Consider the following 24,288-nt stretch of genomic DNA (forward strand, 5'->3'; position numbering starts at 1 on the left):
GGTCGGGACGACCTCGGCCGGCTCACCCCCGGAGCCAAGGCAGATGTCGTCCTGATCAAGAACGACGACTCCCCCGTCTCGTTCCCGATCGTCAACCCCTACGGCCACGTCGCCTTCCAGGCACAGCGCGGCGACGTACACACGGTGGTCGTCGACGGTCGGGTCGTGAAGAGCGACGGCAAGCTGGTCGGCTTCGACGCCGGCGCCGTACGACGCGACATCGACGCCACCGTCGACCACCTGCGGTCGGCCATGGGCGAGGAGACCTGGGACGCCGGTATGCACCCCGAGATGCCCGAGGGCAGCAAGGTGCTCGACAACCCGTACCAGTACACCGACTACCAGTCCGAGGCCACCCACGGCGCACGCGGGACGATGTTCGGCGACCCCGGCTCGGACTCGTAGGGTCTGCGGCGTGGCCGGCCGTGGCTCGGGACCGGACTTCGTCGAGTCGCTCGCGCGCGGCCTCGACGTCCTGCGGTGCTTCGACCAGCATCACCGCGATATGTCTCTCGCCGAGGTGGCCTCGGCGACGGGTCTGGCGCGCCCGACCGCACGACGACTCCTCCTGACCCTCGGGGAGCTCGGCTACGTCAGGTCTGCTGACGGCGCCTTCTCGCTGACCCCGAAGGTGATCACCCTCGGCACGGCGTACGTCGCCTCGCTCGGGCTGTGGGACGTCGCCCGCCCCCACCTCGAGGCGCTGGTCCGCCAGACCGGTGAGTCCTCGTCGATGGCGCAGCTGGACGGAAACGACATCGTCTACGTCGCCCGCGTCTCGGTCCCGAAGATCATCGCCCTCCGCGTCGACATCGGCACCCTGTTCCCAGCACCGCAGACGTCCCAGGGAAAGGTCCTGCTCGCTGCTCTCTCACGTGACGAGCTCGACGAGGTCCTCGAGATCCCGTCCCGCTCCGGCGTCCCGCCCCACGTCGACCACTCCCGCAAGGAGCTCGAGGCCGAGCTGTCCCAGATCCGGGCCCGGGGCTGGGCCCTCGCCGACGAGGAGCTCGCGCCCGGCGTCAGATCTGTTGCCGTCCCCGTCCGCGACGGAGCCGGCGCAGTCCGCGCCGCCATGAACGTCACCGTCCACGCCGCCGAGACCAGCACCGAGCACCTCCTTGAAGCCCACCTCCCCAAGCTCCTCCGCGCCGCGGGGGACGTCTCCGCCGACTGGGCGCTGTGGCAGTCGCGCCCGCACCACGAGGCGTCGCCGGTGGTCGAGGGGGCGCGCTAGCGTCGCCGCCTCAACCGCTGCTGATCAGCCGGCGGGCTTGCGGGCGATCCGGTAGTGCAGGGTCAGGAACGGGAAGCCGAAGAGCCAGAACGCGTGCTCCGCGCGGAGCACGCCGCCCTCCACGAAGACGTCGAGCTGCTCCTCGAAGCCGTGCACGGCCAGCGCGGTGAGCTCGCCCGCCGCGGTGTCGACGTACGTGAGGTAGTGCCCGGCCTGGCCGTCGTCGACGCCGCTGGTCAGCGTCAGTCCGCGATCGGGACGTGACCGCGGGAGCAGGGTGGCGGTGAAGCTGCCCTCCGGCACCGGGAAGCCGACGCTGACGTAGCCGGAGTCGCCGTGGGCGTACGTCGTGTAGATGCCCACCATGATCGGCTCGTCGTCGTCGGCGAACGACCGGATCCACCCGCGCACCGACACCGCGCCGTCCACCCCGCCGTCGACCGCGCCAATCGTGTCGATCCGGCTGCGGATCCCGCGCTGGGCCTCGCGCTGGTTCATCGGGATGCTGGCCTGCCCGAGGGGCCGCGCGACCGCGGTGCGGTACAGCAGATAGCCGGGACGTACCCACAGCCGCCATTGCGGGACGATGTCCAGGGCGAACCGCGTGGTGTGCTCGTAGAACTCCCGGACCAGCGGATCGACCTGCCCGGGGTCGAACGCCGGTCCCGCCAACGCCTCGAGGGAGGCCACGATCCCGGTGTCGGGGGCGTCGGCGGTGTACTCGGCGCCGAGCTCCTCGGCCAGCTCCCGGACGTACCCGGTGCCGACGTACCTCGACCGCGCCGGCCGGGGTACGACGAACGGCAGATCGGCGGCGCTGACTCGCTCCGCCAGCAGGCTGACCTGTGCGTCGCGGAAGACCAGCGCAGAGGTGCTGCGATAGGCCAGGACCGTGCTGCTCGCCACCACGGCCGCCGGCGCCGGGCCACGGGACAGGGCCTGCCCGACGGAAGCGCCCACGACCGGGCCGAGCGCCACCTTCTGCGGCCGCACCCCCATCGCGCCCACCACGGCGCCCGTCGCCGTGCCGACCGTGCGTGGCCCGGCGCCGGTCAGCTTCCCGGCCACCCACCCCAGGGGCGCCGCCAGCGCGGCGCTCACCGCGATGCGCTGCCACAGCGCCGGGATCTCTCCCTCTTTCTGGCGTGCCCGGGCGACCGCCTCCGACGTACCCAGGCCGACCGCGCCGACGAGGGCGGCGCCCGCCGCCGACCTCACTCCACGGTGCGCCGCCAGCGAGGCACCGGCGAGACCGCCGACCGAGGCCGCGAAACCCACAGAGGAACCAGTCGCCACTCGTGTGAACCTAGCCCTCGATCGTCACCCACTCCTCACCCGCTCGCGGCGACCTGACTCGACCGCTGGGCGGCGGACGTGAGCAGGGGCGCGTGGATCTCGCGCAGCTGGGTGACGCCCACGGTGAACAGGCCGATGAACAGCAGGTGGTCGGGAGCCAGTGAGACAGCGCCCTGTGGACCGGCCGCGCCGAGGAAGGGCACGACGACGAACAGCACGCCGACCCAGCGGGGCAGGGCACGCGCGCGCAGGACGGCGATGCCCAGGCAGATCATGCGGGCGAGCATCACGTCACCAGGGTGTTGGCCAAGCTCGGCGTCCGCGACCGCGTCCATGCGGTGGTGCTGGCCTATGAGTCGGGACTGGTCCAACCGGGTCGCGCCGGCGACGGGGATGCCACCGACCAGGAGCATCGCGGCGGCTAGCGTCGCTGCCCCCTGGACCTCCTCGGGTACAGCCGCGCCATCCCCGAGCGTGAGCTCCCGCACGATGCGGGAGTTCCCCGCGCCGGAAATCGACACCCGGATGTCGCATTTGCGGCCTCCGGTTCGACGTACAGGTGACAGGGAAACAATCCGCCACCCGGAATGACGAAGAAGCGATGACCACAACACTGCCGCGTCCCGTGCGCGCCGCCGACCGCACGTTCGGCAGGACGGGTCGAGACGACCTGCTCAACCGACTGTCCCCGCGCGAGCTGGAGGTCCTCGAGCTGATGGCCGACGGTCGGTCGAACTGCGCCATCGGCGAGCAGCTCACGGTGGAGCTCAAGACGGTCGAGACTCACGTCAGCCGCGTCTTCACCAAGCTCCAGCTCAACGAGGACCGGCGCGAGAACCGTCGCGTCCTCGCGGTCCTCACGTTCCTCGGCCGCGAGGGCGCAGAGGCAGCAACGGGATGGGGCTCGCGGCCATCCTGGGGTGTCGTAGGCTCCACGCCACCCGCAGTAGAGGCGATCCATGACCAAGCTCCCCATGCACGAGCGGCTCCCGTTCGACGAGGAGACGACACCCCCGCAGGTCTCGACCGGTGATCTGCCCCGACCCGACGTGGTTCGGGACGTTGTGACCGAGGCGTACGAGCGCTATCGCACCAACCGGGATGGAGTCGTGGCCGACTACATCCCGGTCCTCGCTGGCGCCTCCGAGGACTGGTTCGGGATCTCCGTGGTCGGCACCCAGGGCAGGTCCTTCGAGATCGGGGACGTCGGCACGGCGTTCTCGATCCAGAGCGTCTCCAAGCCCTTCGTGTTCGCTCTGGTGTGCGAGGCGATCGGGTACGGCGAGGCGCGGCACCGGCTCGGGGTCAACAGCACCGGCTTTCCTTTCGACTCGCTGATGGCGGTCGAGCTGAACGTCGACCGGACGATGAACCCGTTGGTCAACGCGGGCGCGATGGCCACCACGAGTCTGGTGCCCGGAGCCACCGTGGACGAGAAGTGGGAGCGGATCCACGACGGGTTGTCCCGCTTCGCCGGCCGTCGGCTGAGCGTCAACGAGGAGGTCTACGCCTCCGAGTCCGCCACCAACCTTCGCAATCAAGGCATCGCCCATCTCCTGGAGAGCTACGGCCGCCTCTACTTCGATCCCGATCAGGCCACCGACCTCTACACCCGTCAGTGCTCTCTCGAGGTGACGGTCCACGACCTGGCGGTGATGGCGGCCACCTTGGCCAACGGCGGCGTGAACCCGATGACGGGTGACGTGGTCATCATTCCTGGAGTGTGCCGGCGAGTGCTGGCAGTGATGGCCACCGCCGGCCTCTACGAGCTGTCGGGAGACTGGCTCTACGAGATCGGGGTTCCCGGCAAGAGCGGTGTCAGCGGCGGCATCCTCACCGTCTCCCCCGGCAAAGGCGGGCTGGCCACCTTCTCGCCCCCGCTGGATTCGGCGGGGAACAGTGTCCGCGGTCAGCTCGTCACCAAGTACCTCGCCGAACGCCTCGGACTCAACCTCTTCGCCTCCGAAGCCGCGCCCCCGGCCAGCCTGACAGGTGGGTGAGGTCGGCGAAGCAGACGTCGACCCGCCCGAGCGCCATCAGCCGGATCGCTGCGTCGACGACGTCGCTCGCCGCCACGAGGCAGAGCCGGACCGGGCCGGGCAGGCTTCAGCATCGGGGGCACTATCCTGAGATACCCAACGCCAGCGGGTTGCTCCGCGGAACCTTGGAGCGATTCAGTTGAGGAAGGTCCGTTGATGCGGGCGTGCCAACCGACTGATGACGGCTACGTCGAGCGCGACGGCGTCAAGATCTACTTCGAGGTGTTCGGCGTTGGATCGCCCACCATCGTCTTCCTACCGACCTGGGAGATCGTGCACTCGCGGACGTGGAAGTGCCAGGTTCCCTACTTCGCGCACCACGGGCAGGTGGTGACGTTCGACCGGCGCGGCAGCGGGCGTTCGGACCGTCCTCGCATCCGACGAGACAATGACCGGCGCGCAACCGCGAACGACGCCCTTGCGGTCTTGGATCACGTGGGTGCCGCGTGCGTGGTGCTGGTCTCGTGGTGTGGCGCGGGCGATGATCTCCTTCTCGCGGTCGAGCACCCTGATCGGGTGGCGGCCCTGGTGCTGATCGCGCCGGACCTGTTGCTCAGCGACGATCCTGCCGCCGAGGAGGGCCCCTTTTCGTTCGAGGAGGAGCTCGACGCCTCAGAGGGTTGGGCGAAGTGGAATCGCCATTACTTTCTGCGCGACTGGCCAGGTTTCGTGGAGTTCTTCTTTGCGCGGACTTTCACCGAGCGCCACTCGACGAAGCAGATCGAGGATGCGATCGGGTGGGGCCTGCAGACCGACGCGGAGACCATCCTGCGCGGCATGGACGCGGAATGGGCGAATGATCGGGACAGCGCACTCCGGTTGTGCGGGCAGGTGTCCTGCCCCACCTTGGTCATCCAGGGATCGGCGGATGCTGTCGTCGGTCCCGCGCGCGGGGCCGCAGTGGCTGCGGCGATCCCGGACGCGCACCTGATCACGCTCGAAGGGTGCGGCCACGCGCCCCACCTACGCGATCCAATTCAGGTGAACTTGCTGTTGCGCGACTTCGTCGTTGCGGCTGGTCTGGCTCATTGATCCGTGCAGCCGGGTCGCGGCCGAACGACACTGCCGTTGACGACGACGCCGCGCTTGGCTTCCCTTTCGGATGCGATCGGCGAGGCCGAGGAAGGCGATCGTGGGTACGACGAGAAGGCCGGCGTTCACAGCAGGTCGCGGAGGCGGGCGGTCAGGGAGTCCTTGACCGCTTGGGTGACGGCGGCGTCCAGTTGCTGAGTGAGGCTCTGCTCGTCGTCGACGTTGGCCAGGAGGGTGCGGAGGTCGAGGTCGTCGATGGTGCGGGTGAGGACGTCGTCGGTCTTCAGCGCAGTGTCGACCACCGAGTCGGGGAGGGCACGGATGGCAGCCTTGACGAAGCTGTTCAGGTCGGTGGAGTCGAGGGCTTCGTCGACGAGGTCGGAGGCGCGCGGGAGGGTGTCGGCAGCCTTCATCCGCTGAACGGCCGACAACAGTCCGGCGCGGAGAGCTTCGATGTCGGCGTCCGAGGGGGTGCCGGCTTGGGCGAGCTCCAGCGTGAGCGCCTCACGGCTGACGTGGAGTCTGCACGCGGCGCCGTCGAGACCGAGGAGCACGAGGCGTTCGGTGAGACCGTCGATGCCGCCGACCTGCGAGGTGACATCGCGTACGGCGCACGGGTCGGCCGGCCGGAGTGGTGCGAAGGAGCCTCCGCCGTGGGCGAGCTGGATCCCGAGCACGCCGCTCACGAGGACCAGCGCGAACACCGGCAGAAGCATCACGCGAGAACCGCCGGTCATGGCGTCGACCTCCGGCGAGGAAGGACGGCGACGAGCAGGGCGAGGAGCGCGAGGCCGGCGGCGAGCAGGAACGAGTCGCGGAAGGCGCGGGTGGCGGCGCGCTCCAGCTGTCCGTCGAGGTCGCGCTCGAGCCGGGCGGTGGCGGGACGCGCCTCGGGCTCGACCTCCAAGGTCGCAAAGGCCCGGTGCAGGTCGGGGATGCGTCCCTGCTGCGACGTCAGCTCGTCGCCGAGCGCGTGAGCGACCGCCACCTTGTCCTGTGGCTGCAGCGGGGCGTCGAGCACCAAGGACGTGATCGCTTCCTGGGCGGGCACCTGCGCATCCCTCAGGTTCGCGGTGAACACCGGCGTCAGGATCGCCAGCCCCAGGACCACGCCGATATGACGAGCGCCGATCGTCCACGCCGCGTGCCGCACCCGCGGCAGGCGCAGCTGCATCGCCGACGAGGTGAGCCGGTCCATGGTGAGTCCAAGTCCGAGTCCCACGAGCGCCTGGGGTGCGACCGTCCAGGCCAGGTCGGCGGACGGCAGGATCGCCAGGCCGACCAGCCCGCCGGCGATCAGGAAGCAGCCCGAGGCGACCTCGACCTCGGTCGGCGGACGGAGGAGGCGGGCGAGCGGGCGAGCCGCCAGGGCCGCGACCGGTACGACGGACACGGTCAGCGCCGCCGTCGCGGGAGAACGGCGCCAGCCCTCGACCAGCAGCAGGACCAGGAGGAACAGCGCGGCCGTGAGTGCGGCCGACAGCAGCGCGAGGGCCAGGTTGGGACGCAACGCCGGACGGTGCCGGTCCGGTGCGCGCTCGGGCGGAGCGTGTACGGCGAGCGCGGCCGGCACCGCCAGCACCGCGCACGGCACTTGCACCACGAAGATGGCCTGCCACGAGAACGCCTGAGTGAGCAGTCCGCCCACCACGGGTCCCACGGCCGTGCCCAAGACGCCGGCCGTGATCCAGGTCGCCACGCCGCGGCGCTCGTCGTACACCGCGACCAGGAGCTCGAGGCAGCCGATCAGCGCGAAGGCGCCCCCGAGCGCCTGCAGGCAGCGAGCAGCGACGAGGACCTCGATCGAACCCGCCCACGCGCACCACGCCGATGATGCGGCAAACACCGCGATCCCGGCGGCGGTGAGGAGGCGCGGCTGTGCCCGACCGAACACGACGGCGGTGGGTACGGCGACGATCGCGAGCACGAGGTTGAACGCGATGAGCACCCAGGCGACCTGCCCGACCGTCGTGTGCAGGTTCACCAGGATGTCGGGCAGGGCGAGCGTGACGACTGCGGAGTCCGCCAGTACCAGCGCCACGGTCAGCGTGAGCAGCGGAGCCACGGCGCGACGCACCCGGTCATCCTCGCATCGACCGCGGCCCTCACGGAGTCACCACGACACCCGCCGACGTTTGCTGGGCCTCGACGGGGGTACGGCACCGGGTGGAGTTCGACGGGCGCTGATTGGGCGAGCCTGCGTTCGCTAGTCGGCTCCTCGACGACAGCGCCCACCCTCAATCGGACGGAGCCCCACCATGTTGTGGACGATCCTCATCATCCTGGTCATCATCGCGCTCGCGATCTACATCCTCAATCGCGTGCGGGGCGGTCGCCGCGGCCTCTGAGCACGGATCCAGGCTGAGCCGACGCGGCCTCACGAGGGCCGAACGGCGTACTCGACGACGGGCGACCCGTCCGCGACGAGGTGACTGATCGGCACGGTCAGCGCGTTCGGAGATCCGGAGAGTCGGTCCTCCACGGTGCGGCGGACGACACCGGCCACCAGGTCTGCCAGCTGCACGCGCTCGTCCTCACGCGAGTCGACCCGGGTGAACCCGGTCAGCCGGCGGCCGGGCCTCGAGCCCTCGAGCTCCTCGGCGATGGCCGCCACCCGCGCCGGAGTGAGGACGGACTGCTCGTCGTGTACGACGCTGACGTCACCGCGGGCACTCCAGTGGTGGACGGCCCAGCGCAGCGCCGGTAGGAGGGGTTCGGTGAGCGGCGACACCGGCGGCGTGGCCAGGTAGTCGCGGGCACGTCGTACTGCCTCGGGCGTGGCCCAGCCGGCCAGGAAGCACCGATCGTCTGCGTCCTCCAGCCGGCCCGCGACCGCACCCACGACGTCGGTCCACGCCTCGATCGAGTCGCGACGGCGATGGTTGCGGTTCACCCACAGAACGTCGCGCGCGCACTCGAGGATCCGGCGCTCCTGCGTCTGCGGAAGACGGGCCACCAGGGCGTGCAGGCGGAGCACGAGGTCCCAGGTCGTCGGGTCTTCCTGGGCACTCCACCAACCTTCGGGGGACGAGTCGTTGCGCAACACCTGTGCGAGCCGCGCGAGTCCGAACAGTCGGGTGTCGGTCACGTGCACAAAGGCACGCCCCTGCAGTGGTCCGTCCGGACCGCAGAGCCACGCCGCAACGGGGTGACCCCAGGGTCGATTCAGCCGCGACGCCTTGAGCTCGTGCGAGCCGGCACCGGTGCGCGTCCGGACCTCCCGGGCGAGATCGATCGCACCACGCAGATCGAGGTGCACGCTCGCGTGCGCGAAGACCCGGCTGGCCCCGAAGAGCGATCCGCCCACGAATCCCGACTCGTCGCAGGCGATCTCCACAGTGCGCCGGACCTCGCGATCCTCGGCCTTGGTCCTCGCCATCCCGCTCCGATCCCGGTTCACCCCTGGCTGCAGTGTCACGGTCTGCAGCCTGCGTCATCGCGGAGACGGACGCCTCGATGTTAGGCGCGGTCGCGTCGCTGGGCGAGCGGATTCCGCACCGCTCGTCGTGGTCCGGTCGAGTCAGCCCTCCGCGCCGTTCGCGACCGTCGTACGCATGACCCAGCGCCACTTCGCGATGCGACGGTCGCGGACGAAGCCGAACTCCTCGAACAGGGTTTCCGGTCCGGTGTGCAGGTAGGCGCCCCGCTGCGGTCCGCGCCCCTCCAGCTGCTCGGGGTAGGCCTCGACCGTGCCGCCACCGGCCCGGCCGATGGCACCGAGCACCCCGGCCAGTCCTGCGCGCGCCACGCCCTCGCCCCGGTGACGGCTGCCGGTGAACACGCAGCCGATCCGCCAGTCCGGCAGGTCCACGAGCTCCTTCTCGTAGGCCTTGTGGTTCTTGATCGTGGCCACTTCGGCGGGCGGCCCGTACTGCATCCAGCCCACACACTCGTCGGCCCGGTAGACGAGCATCTGATGGACCGTCCCGTTGGCGACGTGGGCACGCTTGGCCTCGCGGTTGCCGTCGGCCGTGCTGTCCTTGGTGATGCCCTCGGGGTGGAACCCGATGCACCAGCACCCGCCCCAGACGCCGTTGTTCGCCTCCACCAGAGCGGCGAAGTCATCCCACGTCTCGGCCGTGAGCGGCTTGGTTGCGTATTCGTCCCGAGGTTGCGACGCCATAGGGGCAGCCTGCCTCAACCCACCGACAGCGACCAGGCGTCGTCAGCTCGTGCGCCGCCGGCAGGTCGGGCCGACGGTAGGGTCGAGTGGTGTTCTGACTCGTGCTGCGAGGCCCGCGAGTGGCCGAAGGAGGTACCAGCTGATGAAGACACCCCCTGTGGTTCCGGCGGCGGAATGGCAAGCCGCCTGGGAGCGACTGCTGGTGAAGGAGAAGGAGTTCACCAGGGCGCGCGATGCGATGGCGGCCGAACGCCGGCGCATGCCGTGGATGGCGGTGGAGAAGGACTACCGCTTCGAAGGACCGACCGGACCTGCCAGCCTGGTTGACCTGTTCGAGGGGCGCCGCCAGCTGATCGTCTACCGCGCCTTCTACGGGCCCGACATCACGACGTACGCCGAGGGCGGCTCGTACCCGGAGCGGGCCTGCGTCGGCTGTTCGCTCGTCGCGGACCAGGTGGCGCACCCGGCACACCTGAATGCCCGCGACACCTCGCTGGCGTTCGTGTCACGGGCTCCGCAGGCAGACATCGAGGGCCTGAAGGCACGGCACGGGTGGGACGCGATTCCGTGGTACACGCTGACCGACGACTTCGACGCCGACTTCGGGGTGGACGACTGGCACGGCACCAACGCGTTCATCCGCGACGACGACCGGGTGTTCCGTACCTACTTCATCAACATTCGTGGCGACGAGGCGATGGGGGGCACCTGGAACTATCTCGACATCACCGCACTCGGTCGCCAGGAGGAGGGGGAGGACTCCCCGGAGGGCTACCCGCAGACCCCGCCGTACCGATGGTGGAACTATCACGACGCCTACGGTTCCTGAGCCGAGCCCGGTGGCATCGTGGCGGCCGGCTCCTCGTGTCGCGCGTCGGAAGTTCTTGTGCGCTTCGCGCACACATGACACGCACCTCGCTGCGTTGCCGTCCCTCGCGAGACGAACGGGTGTGGCTTCGCTCCGACGCCTTGCGATGCACGCACCCTGTTCAGGCCAACCGTTCAACACCTTCCAACGCGCGCGCCACTAGCGTGGCCCCATGGCTTCCACTCCGAGCATGAGCATGAACAAGGTCATCCACGCCGCCGTCCGACGCGACCTCGACCGCTTTCGCCGAGCCCTCGACGCGTTCACCGACGGTGACCGTCGCCGGGCGGCGGCACTCCACCGGGCCTGGGCGAACTTCGACGCCCAGCTCACCGAGCACCACGAGGGCGAGCACGAGATCGCCTGGCCGGCGATGAAGGCGATCGGCATCTCCGGAGTCACCATCGACGCCTTCGACGCCGAGCACGAGGCGATGGCCGCCGACCTCGCGTCCACGCGGGCGGCCATGGCGACGCTGAACCGTACGGCGACCCGCGCCGACGCCGACGCCGCGGCCGCCGCGATGGAGAAGCTCCGGGCGACCACGGTGACCCACCTCGACCACGAGGAGCGTGAGACCGAGCCGGCGCTGGTGAAGCACGACGGCGATCCGGCGATCAAGGAGATGGGGAAGAAGTTCAGCCGCCGGACGGGCCCGCCGAAGGCGGGGATCTTCTTCTCCTGGGTACAGGACGGCGCCACACCGGAGGAGCGGGCCGCGCTGCGCGAGAGCGTCCCGGGTCCGGTGCTGACGATCCTGAGTGGGCTGTTCGGTCGCCGCTACCGCAAGGAGATCGCGCCGGTCTGGCGCTGACCCGCGGCTCGCGCCTAGAGATGGTCGGGGACGATCAGCGCATCCGGATCCTGGCGCGGCGGGAGGTGGGCCAGCGCGGTCTGCACGAGCGCCGTACGCGTCTTGACAATGACCGCCCGGCGGAGCTTTCCCACGGAGTCGTCGACGAGGGCCTCCACGGTCTCGCTCACCTCGCGGTCGGTGTACGACGGTCGCGTGCCGGGGGCGACCTCGACGTCCGGCAACGCCACCAGCACCGGAAGGAGTTGACCGCCGAGCTGGTCGAGGATCTGGAACCGCTGGTAGCGGTCCAGCTCGTCCCAGACCGTGTCGATGTCGGCCTTGCCGCGGCGTACGTCCTTGCGCTGGGCCGCCAGGACCGCCTTCGCGGCCCCCGTGAGCGCCGCGGTCAGCTCGTACTCGGTGAATCGCAAGGCCGGTCGCCCTCCGTGGGTCGATGCGCTGCCTCAGCCTATGCAGCGAAGGCTCTGCGGCGAGACCGAATTGCTGCCGACCACCGCCTCGGACACCGGCGCGATCGGTCAGGAACGGCTGGCGCTGATCAACCCCAGGCTCGCCACCGCTCCACCGCCCGCCTGGGGCGTGACCCCAAGTTGCGGTTGCCTCTTGGACGGCGGCGGCGGACAGTGGAGTCGTTCGACTTCGCGACAAGAGGGAGGTCCTCGTGGGCAGTCTCGTGACCTGGTCTCGTCCGCCGGTGGGCCAGGCTCGGCCCGACCCCAGGTCGGAGCGGCGGCGCCTGGACCGCTGCGACACCCTGTCCTCCCGCCTTGCCGAGCTGCACGCCATCCGGGCAGTCCTCTCGGAGGCGGCCGAGGTGGTCAGCCACGGCTGGGTGCAGGGCGCCTGGTTCACCGTGGCCACGCCCGTGCGGCAGGTCGCGGTCACGGTCTACGACCTGCGGATGGTGCGCGACCATCCGGTCACCGGCGCCTGTCTCGTCGGCTCTGTCGTCTACGCGGCGGGCGGCCCGGAGATGGCGCGGACGCAGCTCGTCCAGCGGACCCTGGACCTCACCTGGCACGCCCTGCACGAGGATGTCGACCCTCCCGCGGTCGCGTGCCCGTCGCCGCAGGTACGCACGATGCGCCTCCTCGACCTCACGCACTGGAACGACGCGCGAGGACGGACGCAGGCCGAGGTGGTCGACCTGCTCGAGTCAACCGAGCACCTGGCAGACCTGCACACTCGCGCATGCCACGCGGAGCGACAGTCGCTCGCTCCGGCCTGACGGTCGGCCCGCCACGCCCGCCTGGACTCCTGCGGCGATGCGATGTCGTGAGCGTCGAGCGATGCCACGACTGCCCTCGCTGGACCCGCCGGCCTGACGAAAAGGGTCAGGCCGCCAACGCGGCGTACCGGCCCTCGTCGGCGAGGAGCGAGTCGTGCGTGCCCTGCTCGTGCACCCGGCCGTGGTCGAGGACGACGATCTGGTCGGCGTCTCGCACGGTCGAGAGTCGGTGCGCGATGGTGATCGTCGTACGACCCTCGGCCAGGGTGTCGAAGGCCTGTTGCACGGCGCGCTCGGTCTCGGTGTCGAGTGCGCTGGTCGCCTCGTCGAGCACCAGGATCCGCGGGTTGCGCAGCAGGGTGCGGGCGATCGCGAGCCGCTGCTTCTCCCCGCCGGAGAACCGGTGCCCGCGCGAGCCGACCACGGTGTCGTAGCCCTCGGGCAGCGAGGCCAGCAGGTCGTGCATGCGGGCGGCGCGCGCGGCGTCCTCGATCTCGGCGTCGGTGGCGTCCGGGCGGGCGTAGCGGAGGTTCTCGCGCACGGTCGCGTGCAGCAGGTAGGTCTCCTGGCTGACCACGCCGACGATCTCGGCGAGGTCGGCGAGCCGGAGGCGTCGTACGTCGACGCCGTCGATGGTGACCCGCCCCTCGGTCGGATCGAAGAGCCGGGCCACCAGCGAGGCGAGGGTCGTCTTGCCGGACCCGGTCTCGCCGACCAACGCCATCGTCGTACCGGCCGGGACGTCGAGGTCGACGCCCTCGAGAGCCGGTACGTCGGCTCCGGGGTAGGTGAGCCCGACACCCTCGAAGCGCACGTGGCCGCGGACCGTCGAGGTGTCGATGTCGACCGGGTCGGTGGGCTCGGCGACCTCGACGGGGAGGTCGAGGTACTCGAAGACCCGCTGGAACAGCGCCAGCGAGCTGACCACCTGGACGCCGGTGTTGAGCAGTCCCATCAGCGGCCGGAACAGCTGGCTCTGCAGCGTCGTGAACGCGATCAGGGTGCCGATCGTCATCGCGCCGCCCCGACCGCTCGTCATCGGCAACCCGGCGCTGAGGTAGATCACGGCGGGAATCGCCGCGAAGATGAGGCTCATCGACGCCATCCGCCAGCGACCGGCGAGCTGCGAGCGGAGCTCGAGGTCGATCAGCCGGGCGCTGGACTCGGTGAACCGTCGTACCAGCGACGGGCCGGTGCCCATCGTCTTGCTGAGCAGGACGCCGTTGATCGAGAGTCCCTCGTCGATGGTGACGTTGAGGTCGGCGAGCTCGCGCTGCTGGAGGGCGGTGATCTCGCGGCGCATCCGGGCGACCCGGCGGCTGAGCCAGATCGCCGGCGGCAGTACGACGAGCGAGATCAGCGCGAGCCGCCAGGACAGCGCGACCATCGCGACGGCGGTGGCAACGCTGGTGGTGAGGTTCGAGGCGATCGAGGTCGCGGTCGAGGTCACGACCGACTGCATGCCGCCGATGTCATTGGTGATCCGCGACTGCACCTCGCCGGTGCGAGTGCGAGTGAAGAAGCCGACGGACTGGCGCTGCAGATGTGCGAAGACGTCGGTACGGAGACCGTGCATCACCTGCTGGCCGACCTTCGTGCTGACCCACGTCTGCACGACGCCGAGCGCGGACGTGACGCCGGCGACCACGACCATCGCGGCCGTCAGCACGACGAGCAGCCGCAGGTCCTGCCCGGGCAGAGCGACGTCGATGATGCCGCGGAGCAGGAACGGCGAGGCCAGGCCGACGATCGACGAGGCGGCGATGATCGCGACGACGCCGAGCACGGACCAGCGGTACGGCGAGAACAGCCGCGCGATCCGGCCCAGCGAGACCTCGCTCGCCTGTCGCTTCTCCTCGGCGGTGGGCTTGTCGGGGGTACGCAACCGCCCCCCGCGGCCGGTGCTCATGGGTGTGGTGGAAGCCAAGTGTGGTCCGTTCTATCGGTGGTCGAGAGCTGCTTCGCTCGTTGAGGAGGCGCGCCGGCGCCGTCTCGAAGCCGGTTTGCTGAGGTTACCTCATCATGAGGGTACAACACCTTTTCGCGCTACCCTGTTCCCATGACGCGAGTGACGCCGGCCCAGCACCTCGGCGATGCCTTCGGCGCCGTCGCCCGCCGGCTCCGCGCCGCCTCGATGGCTTCTCTCTCTGCCTGGGACGTCACGCCCTCCCAGATGCGAGCCGTCCGGGTACTCACCGCCCACGACGGAGGCGTGCGCTCCTCGGAGCTCGCCCAACTCCTGCGCATCGCCCCCCGCTCCGCGACCGAGGTCGTCGACGCCCTCGAGGCCAAGAACCTCGTCCAGCGCTCCCCCGACCCCACCGACCGCCGCGCCACCCTGGTCTCCCTGACCCCCCGCGGCGTCGAGCTCACTGAAGAGGTACGACGCGCCCGCGGCCTGGAGTCGGAGCGGCTCTTCGAGCAGCTGTCCAAGACCGACCGCGCCCACCTGTCCCGAATCCTGCGCCGGCTCTTGTCGGAGTAGGCGCCCGACAGCCGCAGGTGCCAGGGTGGTGGACGGGCGCTTCGTGCTGAATCTGCTGTGGCTCGTGCTGGCGGGGTTCTGGATGTTCCTCGCCTACCTGGTCGTGGGCGTGCTGTGGTGCATCACCATCATCGGGATCCCGTTCGGCGTCGCGTCGTTCCGCATCGGGCTCTTCGCGCTCTGGCCGTTCGGGCGAACCATCGTCCAGAAGAGCAGTCCCGTCAGGCCGACGTACATGGGATTCGGCTTAGTGAGTGCGCGCCGGAGGTCACCAAGACAGAGGCCAGCGCCGGATTGGACGGCTCGAGTGTTGTTCACTGACGACGGAACTGGCTTGCAGCGGCGGCCGTGCTCGTCCCGGTGGGACTCGACGCTTCGTGCTGGGATGCGCCCCCTTCGGGGTCCTCACGGACCATTGCAACCCGGGGTGGGTGCTCGTGTTGTCTCGTGGGCGGAGGGATTGCCGACATCCCTCGGCAAGGGGGAGATCATGAGATTGCCACGCAGTGTCCTACTGGTGGCGGCGACGGCGCTCGCGCTCAGCGGCCTCAGCTCGGCGGCGCGCGGCGACTCGCACTGGAGGACCACCTGCAGCGGGGGCGACATCGCTTCCGGGACGTACCAGACCCTGAGGATCACCGGCGAGTGCACCGTGCCCGTGGGCGCCGAGGTCATCGTGGTGCACAACCTGGTCGTCGAGCCCGGAGCGCAGTTCATTGCGGACACAGCGCCCTCGACGGTGCACATCGGCGGCAACGTCCGGGCTTACCACGGCTCGTTCCTCGGACTCGGCTGCACCGCAGCGCACGGCTGCGAGGGGGGTACGACGTTCTCGGACACCACGGTGGACGGCAACGTCAACCTAAGGTACGTCTTCGACGCCGCGATCAACGGCGTGGAGGTCGGTGGCAACGTGCGCTCCCAGGGCGGCGGCGCGGGCTTCGTCTTCGAGCAGGGGGGCTTCATCCCGTTCTCGGTCAAGGACGATGTGATCCACGGCAACCTGGTCGTGAAGGGTCTCAAGACCACCTGGTTCGGCGTGATCCGGTCGCAGATCGACGGCAATGTGATCTTGAAGTACATCAAGAACGACGACCCGGATGGGAACGAGATCGTCCACGACATGATCGGCGGGAACCTGACCTGCCGAGGCATGTCCCCTGCACCGCAGTTCGGCGATGCGGACGATGACCCGACCCTCCCGGCTGACTACCCCTACAGCACGGTGGGTGGTCGGGTCTCCGGTCAGTGCCGGTTCGTGTTGAACCCGAACACCTGACGCGCACCGCGTGGCGTCCCGGCGCTCGGGTGCTGGGACGCCACGATCACCAGGCGCCCCGAGCAGTGCGCTAGTTGTGTGACACCACGCGCCGAAATGGGCTACCTCAGCCCGGGCGCCGAGCGCCGGTCTGGAGCGATGACGCGGCCGCTGGGACCCGGGGGTCATCCTGCCAGCAGGGCAGGCCCGGCGGGGGAGAGGAACTCTCGGGCGACCTCCGTGGCGTGGAGGTGCGCGGCGCGGCGTCCGGGTTCGGGGTCGGTGGTGGCCAGGTTGGGGCGGAACGTGATGCTGCGGATGTCGTCGACGCCGGCCCAGTGCAACCAGTCCTCGAAGTACGGCTGCTGGAAGTCGTTGCCGAATCCCCGGCCCCGATGGGGGCCGTAGACCGCGCCGGTGTAGATGACGGCGGCCCGCTTGTTGTCAAGCAGGCCGGTGTAGCCCGTTTCGGGGTCGAAGCTGAAGATCATGCCGGGCTGGCTGATGACGTCGATGAGCTGCTTGAGGATGTAGGGCACTGAGGCGTTCCACATGGGCACGGTGAAGAGGTAGTAGTCGGCGGAGTCGAAGCGCCTGAACGTGCGATGCGCGGCGCGCCATGCAGTGGCCTCGTCCCCTTCGGGGTCGGCGCCGCCGAAGACAGCCATCTTGGCGGCCACTGCGGGCGGGCCGAACTCGGGCAGGGTGCCGTCCCAGAGGTCCCAGTGCTCGACCGTGGCCTCGGGGTGGGTCGCGCGCAGCTCGTCGAGGAACGTCGCCGCGATGGCGAGTGACTCGGAGCGTTGGCCACGAGGGGAGGCGGAGATGTGCAGCAAGGTGGTCATGGCGGTTCCTTCCCAGCAGGTATGTGCGTACGCACATAGTTATATCAAAGTGCGTGCGCACGCACAAGATCCAGTATGCTGCAGTCATGCGAACGGATCCCTCCGAGACATGGGGTGCACTGCTCAAGGTGCATGCCGCGCTGGTGCCGCGCTTGGACCGCGAGCTGCAGGACGCCCAGGGTCTGCCTCTGACCTGGTACGACGTGCTGCTCGAGCTCAACGGTGCACCAGGCCGACGCCTCACCATGGGACAGCTCGGCTCGGTCGCCGCTGTGAGCCGGACCCGGGTCAGCCGGGTCGTCGACGAGCTGGCGCGGGCCGGACTGGTGACTCGAGAACCCAACCCGCACGACGGCCGATCGGCGTTCGCAGCTCTTACCTCGGCGGGTCGGGCGGCGTTGCGCAAGGCTGCACCGACGTACGTCGCCGCCGTGCAACGTGAGTTCGCCGACCACCTGACCGCACACGAGGTCGAGGTCCTGGCGGCAGCCTTTCGCAAGGTGCTTGCAGCGAGCGCGTCCGAACCCTGACCCAACCGCAGACCGACAGTTCCCCGCGGTATGGGTGGCAGCCGGTTTGCTCCTGCCCCCTCAGCCGGCGGACTGACGCGGATGCTCATGGTGCGCCACGGACGCGGCGGGCTGAGACAAACTTCGGTCCAGCCACCAGACGGGATGGCCACGCGGGCGGCGTCATCGTCCAGGTCTATGAATCGGACGTTCCCTCTATTCGGGCTATGGCCCGCTGGTGCCGGCTCAGGGCGGAAGGGCTCTCACCACCCAGCCGGCCGTGCAGTACGTCTTCAATGACCCTGTTGTCCCCATCGCGACAAACGGCCTGGACGGCCCTCGCAGCATCACTGGCATCAACTTGCACAGCTCGAAACTTCGGCGTTGGACCCCCTGGTCGCGCGGTCGATCATCATGTTTGAGCCCGGCGTGCGTGACCACACCTCGAGGCGTTAGGTCGTTTCGTTGGCGAGGGTCCTGTGTGCCGCCGAGACGTCTGGTCTCGAGTCCGCGGTCAGATCAGCGACCTTGATCAACTGTTCTCGACGGTCGGGGCCCTGCTCGCGAACTGCCCTCTTCCAGGGTCGGAGAGCTCCACGGGGTCGCCGGGTCTCGGCTGGCCAAGCACCTGGGCCATGTGGGCACGCAAGCAGGCGAACGAGTCCCGAGCGATCCCTCGGGACTACCTGGACGGGGTCGGCGCGTTCCCGGAGCGGCTCCCATGGCTGATCCTCACCGGTCGATTTCCGCACGACTGCCAGCTGATGGTCGACCAGTGGGCGGAGTGGGCGTTGGGCGTGGTCGAGGCCTGGCCGATGACCTGACCGAGGCCGAGCCGGACCTGCCGACCCTGGCGGCCATGGCCGTGCTGGCCGACCGGCTGTTCGGCGTCACGAGTGAGCCATGACGGCAGGGACGGACCTCACAGCTCGCTCCGACGTTCGGACCCGAGGTTCAGCTCGACGGACGACGCTCGCACGGCGTCGATCACGCGTCGCAATCACGCGTCGAGCCTGCGGAACGCCTGCGTGACGAGCACCAGCTCGCCGGCCTCGTCCGACGCGTCGACGTCGACCAGCGCTTCGATGACCCAGTCGTGGTGACCAGCCGGGTCGTGAAGGGTCTGGGTGACCGGCCATGACCGTCCGGCCCTGACGATCCGCAGCAGGTCGGGCCCGCGGGCGTCCGCGTCGAGCAGCACCTCTTCGTGCTCTGCGTAGTAGCCCTCGATGCCGGCGTCCCAGACGGATCGCGTCATCACCACCTCGGCCGGTGGATCCACCCGGTCGGCAGTTGCGCGCTCCAGCGCCATCAGTCCGTCGAGGTCGTCGCGGGCCACGAGCTGCACGCGTCGCAACATCGCATTGCGAATCATCACGCCGAACGCCCGCTCCTGCTGGGAGATGGGTCTCGGATTGTGCGGCGGGCGGTGCTCGGCCAGCTCGAGGGCGTGGCGGTGGACCGCCTCGGGGTCGGTGAGCGCCTCCCACTCGTCGAGCAGCGACGAGTCGGTCTGGCGCACGGTCTCGCCCAGCCACTCGGAGAGCTCCTCGAGCTCCGGGGTGCGGTGCTGGTCCGGGACGGTCTGCCGCAGCGTCCGGTAGGCGTCCGTCAGGTAGCGCAGCACCAGGCCCTCGGAGCGAGCCAGCTGGTAGCGGGTCACGAAGTCGGTGAAGCTCATGCCCTGCTCGTACATCTCCCGAACGACCGACTTCGGTGACAGCGCGTCCTCGGGCAGCCACGGATGGGTCTCGCGGTAGATCGCGTACGTCGCCTCCAGCAGCTCGCGCAGTGGCATCGGCCAGGTGATCTCGTCGAGGAGCGCCATCCGCTCGTCGTACTCGATGCCGTCGGCCTTCATCTCCGCGACCGCGATGCCTCGGGCGACGTACTGCTGTTGAGCCAGGATCTGCCGCGGCGCCTCGAGCACGGACTCCACGACCGACAGCAGGTCCAGCGTGTACTCATCCGACTCGGGGTCGAGTACGTCGAACGCCGCCAGCCCGAAGTGCGACAGCGGCTGGTTGAGGGCGAAGTCGTCCGGCAGGTCGACCGTCAGCACGTAGCGCCGTCCGAGCTCGTCGGGCTCCGCGAGCCGGGTGAGCACGCCTGAGTGCACCAGGCTGCGCGCCAACCGAAGTGCCCGGCGCGCCAGCCTCCGCTGGTTGCGGGGGCTCTCGTGGTTGTCGGTGAGCAGCCGTCGCAGGATCGGGAAGGCGTCGGCCTCGCCGGCGACGACGTTGATCAGCATCGCGTTGTCGACCTTCATCCGCGAGACGAGCTGCTCGGGGGTGCCCGAGACCAGCTTGTCGAACGTCTCCTCCGACCAGACGACCTCGCCGTCGGGTGCCTTCTTGCGGCGGTAACCGCGCTGCTTCTTGGGATCGTCGCCGATCTTCTTCAGGGCGATCGCGTTGTCGATGACGTGCTCGGGAGCCTGGACGACGACGTACCCGACGGTGTCGAAGCCGGCGCGGCCGGCGCGGCCCGCGATCTGCATGAACTCGCGCGAGCGCAGGATCCGTTGCCGGGTGCCGTCGAACTTCGCGAGCCCGGTGAACAGCACCGTCCGGATCGGCACGTTGATGCCGACCCCCAGGGTGTCGGTCCCGCAGATGACGACCAGCAGTCCGGCCTGGGCCAGCTGCTCCACGAGGCGGCGATAGCGCGGCAGCATCCCGGCGTGGTGGACGCCGATGCCGCGACGTACCAGCTTGTGCAGGGTCTTGCCGAAGCCGGCACCGAATCGGAAGCCGACCAGCCGCTCGTTGATCGCGTCGCGGGCCTCCCGGGTCAGCTGGACACCCGGCTTGGCGGCGAGCAGCGAGGTGGCGTGCTCGACGGCGGCCGCCTGCGTGAAGTGCACGACGTACACAGGGGCCTGCCGGCCTTCGATCAGCTCTGCGACGGTGTCCGCGAGATGGGTCATCGCCCACGCGAAGACCAGCGGCACCGGGCGCTCGGCGTTGTCGACGACTGCCGTGGGCCGGCCGTTGCGCCGGGTCAGGTCGGTCGCGATCGTGCCGACGTCGCCGAGCGTCGCCGACATCAGCACGAACTGCGCCTGGGTCAGCTCGAGCAGTGGGACCTGCCAAGCCCAGCCGCGGTCAGGCTCGGAGTAGAAGTGGAACTCGTCCATCACGACGAGACCGACGTCGGCGTCGGGGCCCTCTCGCAACGCGATGTTCGCGAGCACCTCCGCGGTGCAGCAGATGATGGGTGCCTCGGGGTTCACGGATGCGTCGCCAGTCAGCATCCCGACGTTCGCGGGCCCGAAGATCTCGCAGTACGCGAAGAACTTCTCGCTGACCAGCGCCTTGATCGGCGCCGTGTAGAAGCTCACCCGGTCGGCCGCCAGAGCCGCCGCGTGCGCGGCCATGGCCACCAGCGACTTCCCGGACCCGGTCGGGGTGGCCAGCACGACGTTGCTGCCGCCGAGCAGCTCGATGATCGCCTCGTCCTGGTGCGGGTACAGGCTGAGGCCCCGCTGCTCGACCCAGGCGGTCACGGCGTCGTAGACAGCATCGGGATCGTCGGTCCGGGGAACCCACTCCGCCTCGCCCACCCGCACCCGTGACCTCCTGGACCGCGCCTGCCTGTCAGCACGCCCGGGCGACAGTACCGTCGGGCGCCTCGCTCTCGTGGCGGTCGCCGGCCCACAACGCACCGAGGGTCGGTACGGACGATGGTGGTGCGAGAGCTTCAGCAAGCTCGGCTCACTCGCGGCGCAGTGACGCAGGTCGGGCGACCCGCGTTCGGGCCGGCTGGACGACGCGCCGCGAGTGGCGTCCGCGGTTCCGGCCGCGGGATAGTCGATCTGGAGGTTGAGCCACATTCCAGGTGTCGTGACTACTTCAGATGGAGGTCCAGCGTGTTGCTGCGAGACGTCGAGGCCAGCGACGCCGACGCCTACGTGAGGATGCGTTGCGATCCGGCGATGATGGCCGAGCTGGGTGGGCCGCTTCCCCGGGATGGCATTGAGGCGAAGGTCGACACCGATGTCCGAAGGACCCGCGCCGACGAGTGGTGGGTGTCCATGATCGTTCCCGACGCCGCCGCACCCGAGGTCGTCGCCGGCACGGTCGCGCTCTGGTCGCATGAAGAGGGCGAGGAGGCGGGGCTGACCGAGATTGGCTGGATGGTGCTGCCGGAGTTCCAGGGCCATGGCTACGCGAAGCGGGCAGTCCGCGACATGCTCGAGAGGGCTCGCGACGACGGACGTTGGGGGGTCGTCCACGCCTTCCCGGGCGTGACCAATGCCGCGTCAAACGCGCTCTGCCGGTCCGTCGGGTTCACCTTGGTCGGCGAGCGGAACACGACGTTCGCGGGCCGGGACCTCCGCACGAATCACTGGCGCATCGATCCCAGCACCGGTCTCAGGTGACAGAGGCTCGCTGGGTGCGCGTTCTTGGCCAACAGGCGGCGGATAGAAGCACCTGGTTCCTCGAACGCGCACTCACAAATGGCCGCTGTCTGCGCGATACGCACCCTTACGCCGCGATGACGGTCTGACGGGCGGTCGAGTGATCGCCGGACGAGGCGCACGAGCCCGGAAGCGGCGCGGCCCAGGAGTTCTGACCACCAACCACCGTTGGTCCTTTTGGCAGACCGAGAGGCGACGTCTACTCACGGGCCCCCGGGCCGGACGATCCCTCTCTCGAATGCGAATACGACCACCTGGAGCCGATCGCGGAGATCGAGCTTTGCCAGGATTCGCGCGATGTGGCTCTTGACGGTCGTCTCGCCGAGGAACAGCTGCTCGGCTATCTCTGCATTGGACAGGCCGTTGGCGAGGAGTCGGATCACTTCTACCTCACGCGGGCTGAGCCCCGCCGTGGTGGCACCGGAGTCGCCGGGCTGGGGGCCGCGGCAGAAGTCTGCGATCAGCCGTCGGGTGATGCCGGGCGCCAGAAGGTGGTCACCGTCGTGCACCGTCCGGATTGCGTTGATCAGCTGTGCCCGTTCTGCGTCCTTGAGGAGGAAGCCGCTCGCACCCGCCTTCAGCGCCAAGTAGACGTACTCGTCGAGGTCGAAGGTGGTCAGGATCAGAATTCGGGCCGATGAGCCCGCGGCGATGATCCGTCTGGTGGCCTCGATGCCGTCAAGACCAGGCATCCGGATGTCCATCAGCACCACGTCTGGTCGATGCCGAAGCGTCTCGGCCACGGCGGCCGTGCCGGTGTCGGCCTCGGCGACGATGTGCAGGTCGGGCTCGGCCTCCACAAGCAGCCGCAGGCCTTCGCGGATCAGCGCCTGGTCGTCTGCCAGCAGTACGCCTGTCATGTGGTGGTCCCGGCCAGGGGCAGCATCGCCTTGACGACGAAGCCGCCCTCCTCGCCCACCTCGGCACTGAGATCACCACCGAGCAAGACGGCTCGTTCCCGCATCCCGACCAGGCCCTGCCCCAGCTCCTGGCCAGGCATGGGTCCGCAACCGTCGTCGGTCACCTCGATCATGACGGCTCCGTTGTCACGACCGACGCGGACCCGCGCCCGGGCACTACCGGCATGTTTGAGGGTGTTGGTCAAGGCTTCCTGGACGATCCGGTATGCGGACAGCCCGATCACCGCAGGCAGCCCGGCGAGCCCGTCCTCGACCGTCAGATCGACCGGCAGCCCGGCCTGGCGAACCCGCTCGATCAGCGCGTCCAGGTCACCGAGCCCCGGCTGGGGCGAGAGCATCCGCGCGTGGTCGTCGGTGCGGAGCACGCCGAGCAGCTGACGCATCTCGATCAGCGCCTCCCGGGCGCTCCTCTCGATCTTCTCCAGCGCCCCGTCCGCCGGCTGCCCCTGGCTGCTCGCCCTGGCACCAGCCGCCTGGAGGACCACCACGCTGAGGTTGTGCGACACGATGTCGTGCAGGTCGCGGGCCACGCGGCTGCGCTCCGCATTCACGGCCTCCCGGGCCAACTCCTCGGTTTGCCGAGCATTCGCTGCCGCCTCCGCCGCCTCGCGCCGGCTGCTGGCAAAACTGCCGATCAGCCAGGCAGCGACCATGGCCAGACCGAAGAACGCCGTCGCCCAGAGTGCGTCCGCGGTACCGCTGCGGAAGCTCCGGTCCTCCAATGCGAAGACCGAGTAGCCCGCGAGGAGCGCGAACAGACCCACGACGGCGTTGCGTCGCACGCCGTACGCCGCCACCGAGTAGCTGCCGATCGCCAATGGGATGAGGATCTCCAGACCTTCGGCGGAGTTCCGGCTGGTGACGGACTGGATGACGAGGCCGGTGAGCACCAGCAGCCAGGTCGCCAGGGGACACCGCCGGCGCCACCACAGCGGCACGATCATCAGCAGTGGGAGTGTGGCGGTCAGCCACTGTGGGCCCGCGATGTGTTCGCCAGGCCCGAAGTGGGACCAGGCCAGGGACTCGAACGTGACGATCAGGACCAGGCCCGCGGCAACGTCCACCAGCACCTGGGGGCGCCGCCAGGGAGTCTCGTCACGCCCCTGGGACACGTTCCGGATCGTACGCGCGGCAGCACCCGGACCGATTCGTTCTCAGGGATGAACCGAACCCTTCCTGTGGCCGCAGCAGCGCCCCCGTTTGCAGGC

The 24,288-nt window shown here is 69.5% G+C and carries 26 protein-coding genes and 1 pseudogene; 15 read left to right on the forward strand and 12 right to left on the reverse strand.

Going from position 1 to position 24,288, the window contains the following annotated elements; all coding sequences use genetic code 11:
* Positions 1-405: hypothetical protein (locus VGJ24_RS16495; RefSeq protein WP_414691102.1), on the forward strand; the 405-nt coding region annotated here is incomplete at its 5' end.
* Positions 406-415: 10 nt separating this feature from the next.
* Positions 416-1,237, forward strand: coding sequence for an IclR family transcriptional regulator domain-containing protein (locus VGJ24_RS16500; RefSeq protein WP_331501729.1), 822 nt, complete (start codon positions 416-418; stop codon positions 1,235-1,237).
* Positions 1,238-1,261: 24 nt separating this feature from the next.
* Here VGJ24_RS16500 and VGJ24_RS16505 read toward each other — a convergent pair whose 3' ends face one another.
* Both VGJ24_RS16505 and VGJ24_RS16510 read right to left on the reverse strand, forming a co-directional pair.
* Positions 1,262-2,533, reverse strand: a complete 1,272-nt coding sequence (locus VGJ24_RS16505) for a hypothetical protein (RefSeq protein ID WP_331501730.1) — start codon at positions 2,531-2,533, stop codon at positions 1,262-1,264.
* A gap of 35 nt (positions 2,534-2,568) precedes the next feature.
* Entirely contained in the window at positions 2,569-2,823 is a 255-nt protein-coding gene (locus VGJ24_RS16510) for a hypothetical protein (RefSeq protein ID WP_331501731.1), read from the reverse strand.
* Between the two features lie 9 nt (positions 2,824-2,832).
* Here VGJ24_RS16510 and VGJ24_RS16515 point away from each other — a divergent pair, with 9 nt between their 5' ends.
* The 4 genes from VGJ24_RS16515 to VGJ24_RS16530 all read left to right on the forward strand — a co-directional run bounded on the left by VGJ24_RS16515 (position 2,833) and on the right by VGJ24_RS16530 (position 5,604).
* Complete coding sequence (locus tag VGJ24_RS16515; protein WP_331501732.1) at positions 2,833-2,958, forward strand: hypothetical protein; 126 nt, start codon at positions 2,833-2,835, stop codon at positions 2,956-2,958.
* Positions 2,959-3,134: 176 nt separating this feature from the next.
* Positions 3,135-3,566: a helix-turn-helix transcriptional regulator gene (locus tag VGJ24_RS16520; RefSeq protein WP_331501733.1), complete on the forward strand. Its 432-nt coding sequence runs from the start codon at positions 3,135-3,137 to the stop codon at positions 3,564-3,566.
* A complete protein-coding gene (gene glsA, locus VGJ24_RS16525; RefSeq protein WP_331501734.1) occupies positions 3,493-4,533 on the forward strand; it encodes a glutaminase A in 1,041 nt (346 codons plus the stop codon). Before VGJ24_RS16520 ends, glsA begins: the two co-directional genes overlap by 74 nt.
* 195 nt (positions 4,534-4,728) lie before the next feature.
* Positions 4,729-5,604, forward strand: a complete 876-nt coding sequence (locus tag VGJ24_RS16530) for an alpha/beta hydrolase (protein ID WP_331501766.1) — start codon at positions 4,729-4,731, stop codon at positions 5,602-5,604.
* Positions 5,605-5,729: 125 nt separating this feature from the next.
* Here the strand turns inward: VGJ24_RS16530 and VGJ24_RS16535 are convergent, their stop codons facing one another.
* The 4 genes from VGJ24_RS16535 to VGJ24_RS16550 form a co-directional block, all read right to left on the reverse strand.
* The gene (locus VGJ24_RS16535; protein WP_331501735.1) at positions 5,730-6,341 is read right to left on the reverse strand and encodes a hypothetical protein; all 612 of its coding nucleotides are present in this window, start codon (positions 6,339-6,341) and stop codon (positions 5,730-5,732) included.
* Positions 6,338-7,681 carry an MFS transporter gene (locus VGJ24_RS16540; RefSeq protein ID WP_331501736.1) on the reverse strand — a complete coding sequence of 448 codons (1,344 nt, stop codon included), beginning with the start codon at positions 7,679-7,681 and terminating at the stop codon, positions 6,338-6,340. Before VGJ24_RS16540 ends, VGJ24_RS16535 begins: the two co-directional genes overlap by 4 nt.
* 300 nt (positions 7,682-7,981) lie before the next feature.
* Entirely contained in the window at positions 7,982-9,022 is a 1,041-nt protein-coding gene (locus VGJ24_RS16545) for a hypothetical protein (RefSeq protein ID WP_331501737.1), read from the reverse strand.
* Positions 9,023-9,124: 102 nt separating this feature from the next.
* Positions 9,125-9,727 carry a GNAT family N-acetyltransferase gene (locus tag VGJ24_RS16550; RefSeq protein ID WP_331501738.1) on the reverse strand — a complete coding sequence of 201 codons (603 nt, stop codon included), beginning with the start codon at positions 9,725-9,727 and terminating at the stop codon, positions 9,125-9,127.
* A 142-nt stretch (positions 9,728-9,869) separates the two neighbouring features.
* On the opposite strand from VGJ24_RS16550, the gene VGJ24_RS16555 reads away from it, so the two are divergent.
* The gene (locus VGJ24_RS16555) at positions 9,870-10,556 is read left to right on the forward strand and encodes a DUF899 domain-containing protein (RefSeq protein ID WP_331501739.1); all 687 of its coding nucleotides are present in this window, start codon (positions 9,870-9,872) and stop codon (positions 10,554-10,556) included.
* 211 nt (positions 10,557-10,767) lie between these two features.
* Complete coding sequence (locus VGJ24_RS16560; RefSeq protein WP_331501740.1) at positions 10,768-11,409, forward strand: hemerythrin domain-containing protein; 642 nt, start codon at positions 10,768-10,770, stop codon at positions 11,407-11,409.
* A 14-nt stretch (positions 11,410-11,423) separates the two neighbouring features.
* Here VGJ24_RS16560 and VGJ24_RS16565 read toward each other — a convergent pair whose 3' ends face one another.
* Positions 11,424-11,822: a hypothetical protein gene (locus VGJ24_RS16565; RefSeq protein ID WP_331501741.1), complete on the reverse strand. Its 399-nt coding sequence runs from the start codon at positions 11,820-11,822 to the stop codon at positions 11,424-11,426.
* Between the two features lie 251 nt (positions 11,823-12,073).
* Here VGJ24_RS16565 and VGJ24_RS16570 point away from each other — a divergent pair, with 251 nt between their 5' ends.
* Positions 12,074-12,640 (forward strand): DUF6197 family protein, encoded by a 567-nt coding sequence (locus tag VGJ24_RS16570; protein ID WP_331501742.1) that lies wholly within the window; start codon positions 12,074-12,076, stop codon positions 12,638-12,640.
* A 106-nt stretch (positions 12,641-12,746) separates the two neighbouring features.
* On the opposite strand, the gene VGJ24_RS16575 is transcribed toward VGJ24_RS16570, so the two are convergent.
* Positions 12,747-14,549 carry an ABC transporter ATP-binding protein gene (locus tag VGJ24_RS16575; RefSeq protein ID WP_331501743.1) on the reverse strand — a complete coding sequence of 601 codons (1,803 nt, stop codon included), beginning with the start codon at positions 14,547-14,549 and terminating at the stop codon, positions 12,747-12,749.
* Between the two features lie 150 nt (positions 14,550-14,699).
* Here VGJ24_RS16575 and VGJ24_RS16580 point away from each other — a divergent pair, with 150 nt between their 5' ends.
* The 3 genes and pseudogenes from VGJ24_RS16580 (at position 14,700) to VGJ24_RS16590 (ending at position 16,404) form a co-directional block, all read left to right on the forward strand.
* The gene (locus VGJ24_RS16580) at positions 14,700-15,125 is read left to right on the forward strand and encodes a MarR family winged helix-turn-helix transcriptional regulator (RefSeq protein WP_331501744.1); all 426 of its coding nucleotides are present in this window, start codon (positions 14,700-14,702) and stop codon (positions 15,123-15,125) included.
* An 82-nt stretch (positions 15,126-15,207) separates the two neighbouring features.
* Positions 15,208-15,261 (forward strand): annotated as a pseudogene (locus tag VGJ24_RS16585) (hypothetical protein); the annotation flags it as partial.
* Positions 15,262-15,615: 354 nt separating this feature from the next.
* Positions 15,616-16,404 carry a hypothetical protein gene (locus VGJ24_RS16590; protein ID WP_331501768.1) on the forward strand — a complete coding sequence of 263 codons (789 nt, stop codon included), beginning with the start codon at positions 15,616-15,618 and terminating at the stop codon, positions 16,402-16,404.
* Between the two features lie 164 nt (positions 16,405-16,568).
* Here the strand turns inward: VGJ24_RS16590 and VGJ24_RS16595 are convergent, their stop codons facing one another.
* The gene (locus tag VGJ24_RS16595) at positions 16,569-17,228 is read right to left on the reverse strand and encodes an FMN-dependent NADH-azoreductase (protein ID WP_331501745.1); all 660 of its coding nucleotides are present in this window, start codon (positions 17,226-17,228) and stop codon (positions 16,569-16,571) included.
* An 86-nt stretch (positions 17,229-17,314) separates the two neighbouring features.
* Between VGJ24_RS16595 and VGJ24_RS16600 the strand changes: the two genes are divergently transcribed.
* Together VGJ24_RS16600 and VGJ24_RS16605 are read left to right on the forward strand one after the other, a co-directional pair.
* Entirely contained in the window at positions 17,315-17,758 is a 444-nt protein-coding gene (locus VGJ24_RS16600) for a MarR family winged helix-turn-helix transcriptional regulator (RefSeq protein WP_331501746.1), read from the forward strand.
* Positions 17,759-18,372: 614 nt separating this feature from the next.
* Positions 18,373-18,561, forward strand: coding sequence for a hypothetical protein (locus VGJ24_RS16605; RefSeq protein WP_331501747.1), 189 nt, complete (start codon positions 18,373-18,375; stop codon positions 18,559-18,561).
* A 176-nt stretch (positions 18,562-18,737) separates the two neighbouring features.
* Here the strand turns inward: VGJ24_RS16605 and VGJ24_RS16610 are convergent, their stop codons facing one another.
* A complete protein-coding gene (locus VGJ24_RS16610) occupies positions 18,738-21,302 on the reverse strand; it encodes a DEAD/DEAH box helicase (protein WP_331501767.1) in 2,565 nt (854 codons plus the stop codon).
* A gap of 309 nt (positions 21,303-21,611) precedes the next feature.
* On the opposite strand from VGJ24_RS16610, the gene VGJ24_RS16615 reads away from it, so the two are divergent.
* Entirely contained in the window at positions 21,612-22,121 is a 510-nt protein-coding gene (locus tag VGJ24_RS16615; RefSeq protein ID WP_331501748.1) for a GNAT family protein, read from the forward strand.
* A 242-nt stretch (positions 22,122-22,363) separates the two neighbouring features.
* On the opposite strand, the gene VGJ24_RS16620 is transcribed toward VGJ24_RS16615, so the two are convergent.
* Positions 22,364-23,020, reverse strand: a complete 657-nt coding sequence (locus tag VGJ24_RS16620; RefSeq protein WP_331501749.1) for a response regulator transcription factor — start codon at positions 23,018-23,020, stop codon at positions 22,364-22,366.
* A complete protein-coding gene (locus VGJ24_RS16625; RefSeq protein WP_331501750.1) occupies positions 23,017-24,192 on the reverse strand; it encodes a sensor histidine kinase in 1,176 nt (391 codons plus the stop codon). The genes VGJ24_RS16620 and VGJ24_RS16625 overlap by 4 nt, the downstream gene beginning before the upstream one ends.
* Positions 24,193-24,288: the final 96 nt, after the last annotated feature.

Origin of the sequence: Nocardioides sp., from assembly GCF_036493135.1 — a bacterium.
Taxonomy (GTDB): domain Bacteria; phylum Actinomycetota; class Actinomycetes; order Propionibacteriales; family Nocardioidaceae; genus Nocardioides.

What these genes read in the sequence shown, in the direction of transcription:
- VGJ24_RS16590 (WP_331501768.1), top strand. Translation starts at nt 15,616, where the DNA reads ATGAGATTGCCACGCAGTGTCCTACTGGTGGCGGCGACGGCGCTCGCG.
- VGJ24_RS16600 (WP_331501746.1), top strand. Translation starts at nt 17,315, where the DNA reads ATGCGAACGGATCCCTCCGAGACATGGGGTGCACTGCTCAAGGTGCAT.
- VGJ24_RS16530 (WP_331501766.1), top strand. Translation starts at nt 4,729, where the DNA reads ATGCGGGCGTGCCAACCGACTGATGACGGCTACGTCGAGCGCGACGGC.
- VGJ24_RS16580 (WP_331501744.1), top strand. Translation starts at nt 14,700, where the DNA reads ATGACGCGAGTGACGCCGGCCCAGCACCTCGGCGATGCCTTCGGCGCC.
- VGJ24_RS16555 (WP_331501739.1), top strand. Translation starts at nt 9,870, where the DNA reads ATGAAGACACCCCCTGTGGTTCCGGCGGCGGAATGGCAAGCCGCCTGG.
- VGJ24_RS16575 (WP_331501743.1), bottom strand. Translation starts at nt 14,549, where the DNA reads ATGAGCACCGGCCGCGGGGGGCGGTTGCGTACCCCCGACAAGCCCACC.
- VGJ24_RS16595 (WP_331501745.1), bottom strand. Translation starts at nt 17,228, where the DNA reads ATGACCACCTTGCTGCACATCTCCGCCTCCCCTCGTGGCCAACGCTCC.
- VGJ24_RS16535 (WP_331501735.1), bottom strand. Translation starts at nt 6,341, where the DNA reads ATGACCGGCGGTTCTCGCGTGATGCTTCTGCCGGTGTTCGCGCTGGTC.
- glsA (WP_331501734.1), top strand. Translation starts at nt 3,493, where the DNA reads ATGACCAAGCTCCCCATGCACGAGCGGCTCCCGTTCGACGAGGAGACG.
- VGJ24_RS16550 (WP_331501738.1), bottom strand. Translation starts at nt 9,727, where the DNA reads ATGGCGTCGCAACCTCGGGACGAATACGCAACCAAGCCGCTCACGGCC.
- VGJ24_RS16560 (WP_331501740.1), top strand. Translation starts at nt 10,768, where the DNA reads ATGGCTTCCACTCCGAGCATGAGCATGAACAAGGTCATCCACGCCGCC.
- VGJ24_RS16605 (WP_331501747.1), top strand. Translation starts at nt 18,373, where the DNA reads ATGTGGGCACGCAAGCAGGCGAACGAGTCCCGAGCGATCCCTCGGGAC.
- VGJ24_RS16520 (WP_331501733.1), top strand. Translation starts at nt 3,135, where the DNA reads ATGACCACAACACTGCCGCGTCCCGTGCGCGCCGCCGACCGCACGTTC.
- VGJ24_RS16620 (WP_331501749.1), bottom strand. Translation starts at nt 23,020, where the DNA reads ATGACAGGCGTACTGCTGGCAGACGACCAGGCGCTGATCCGCGAAGGC.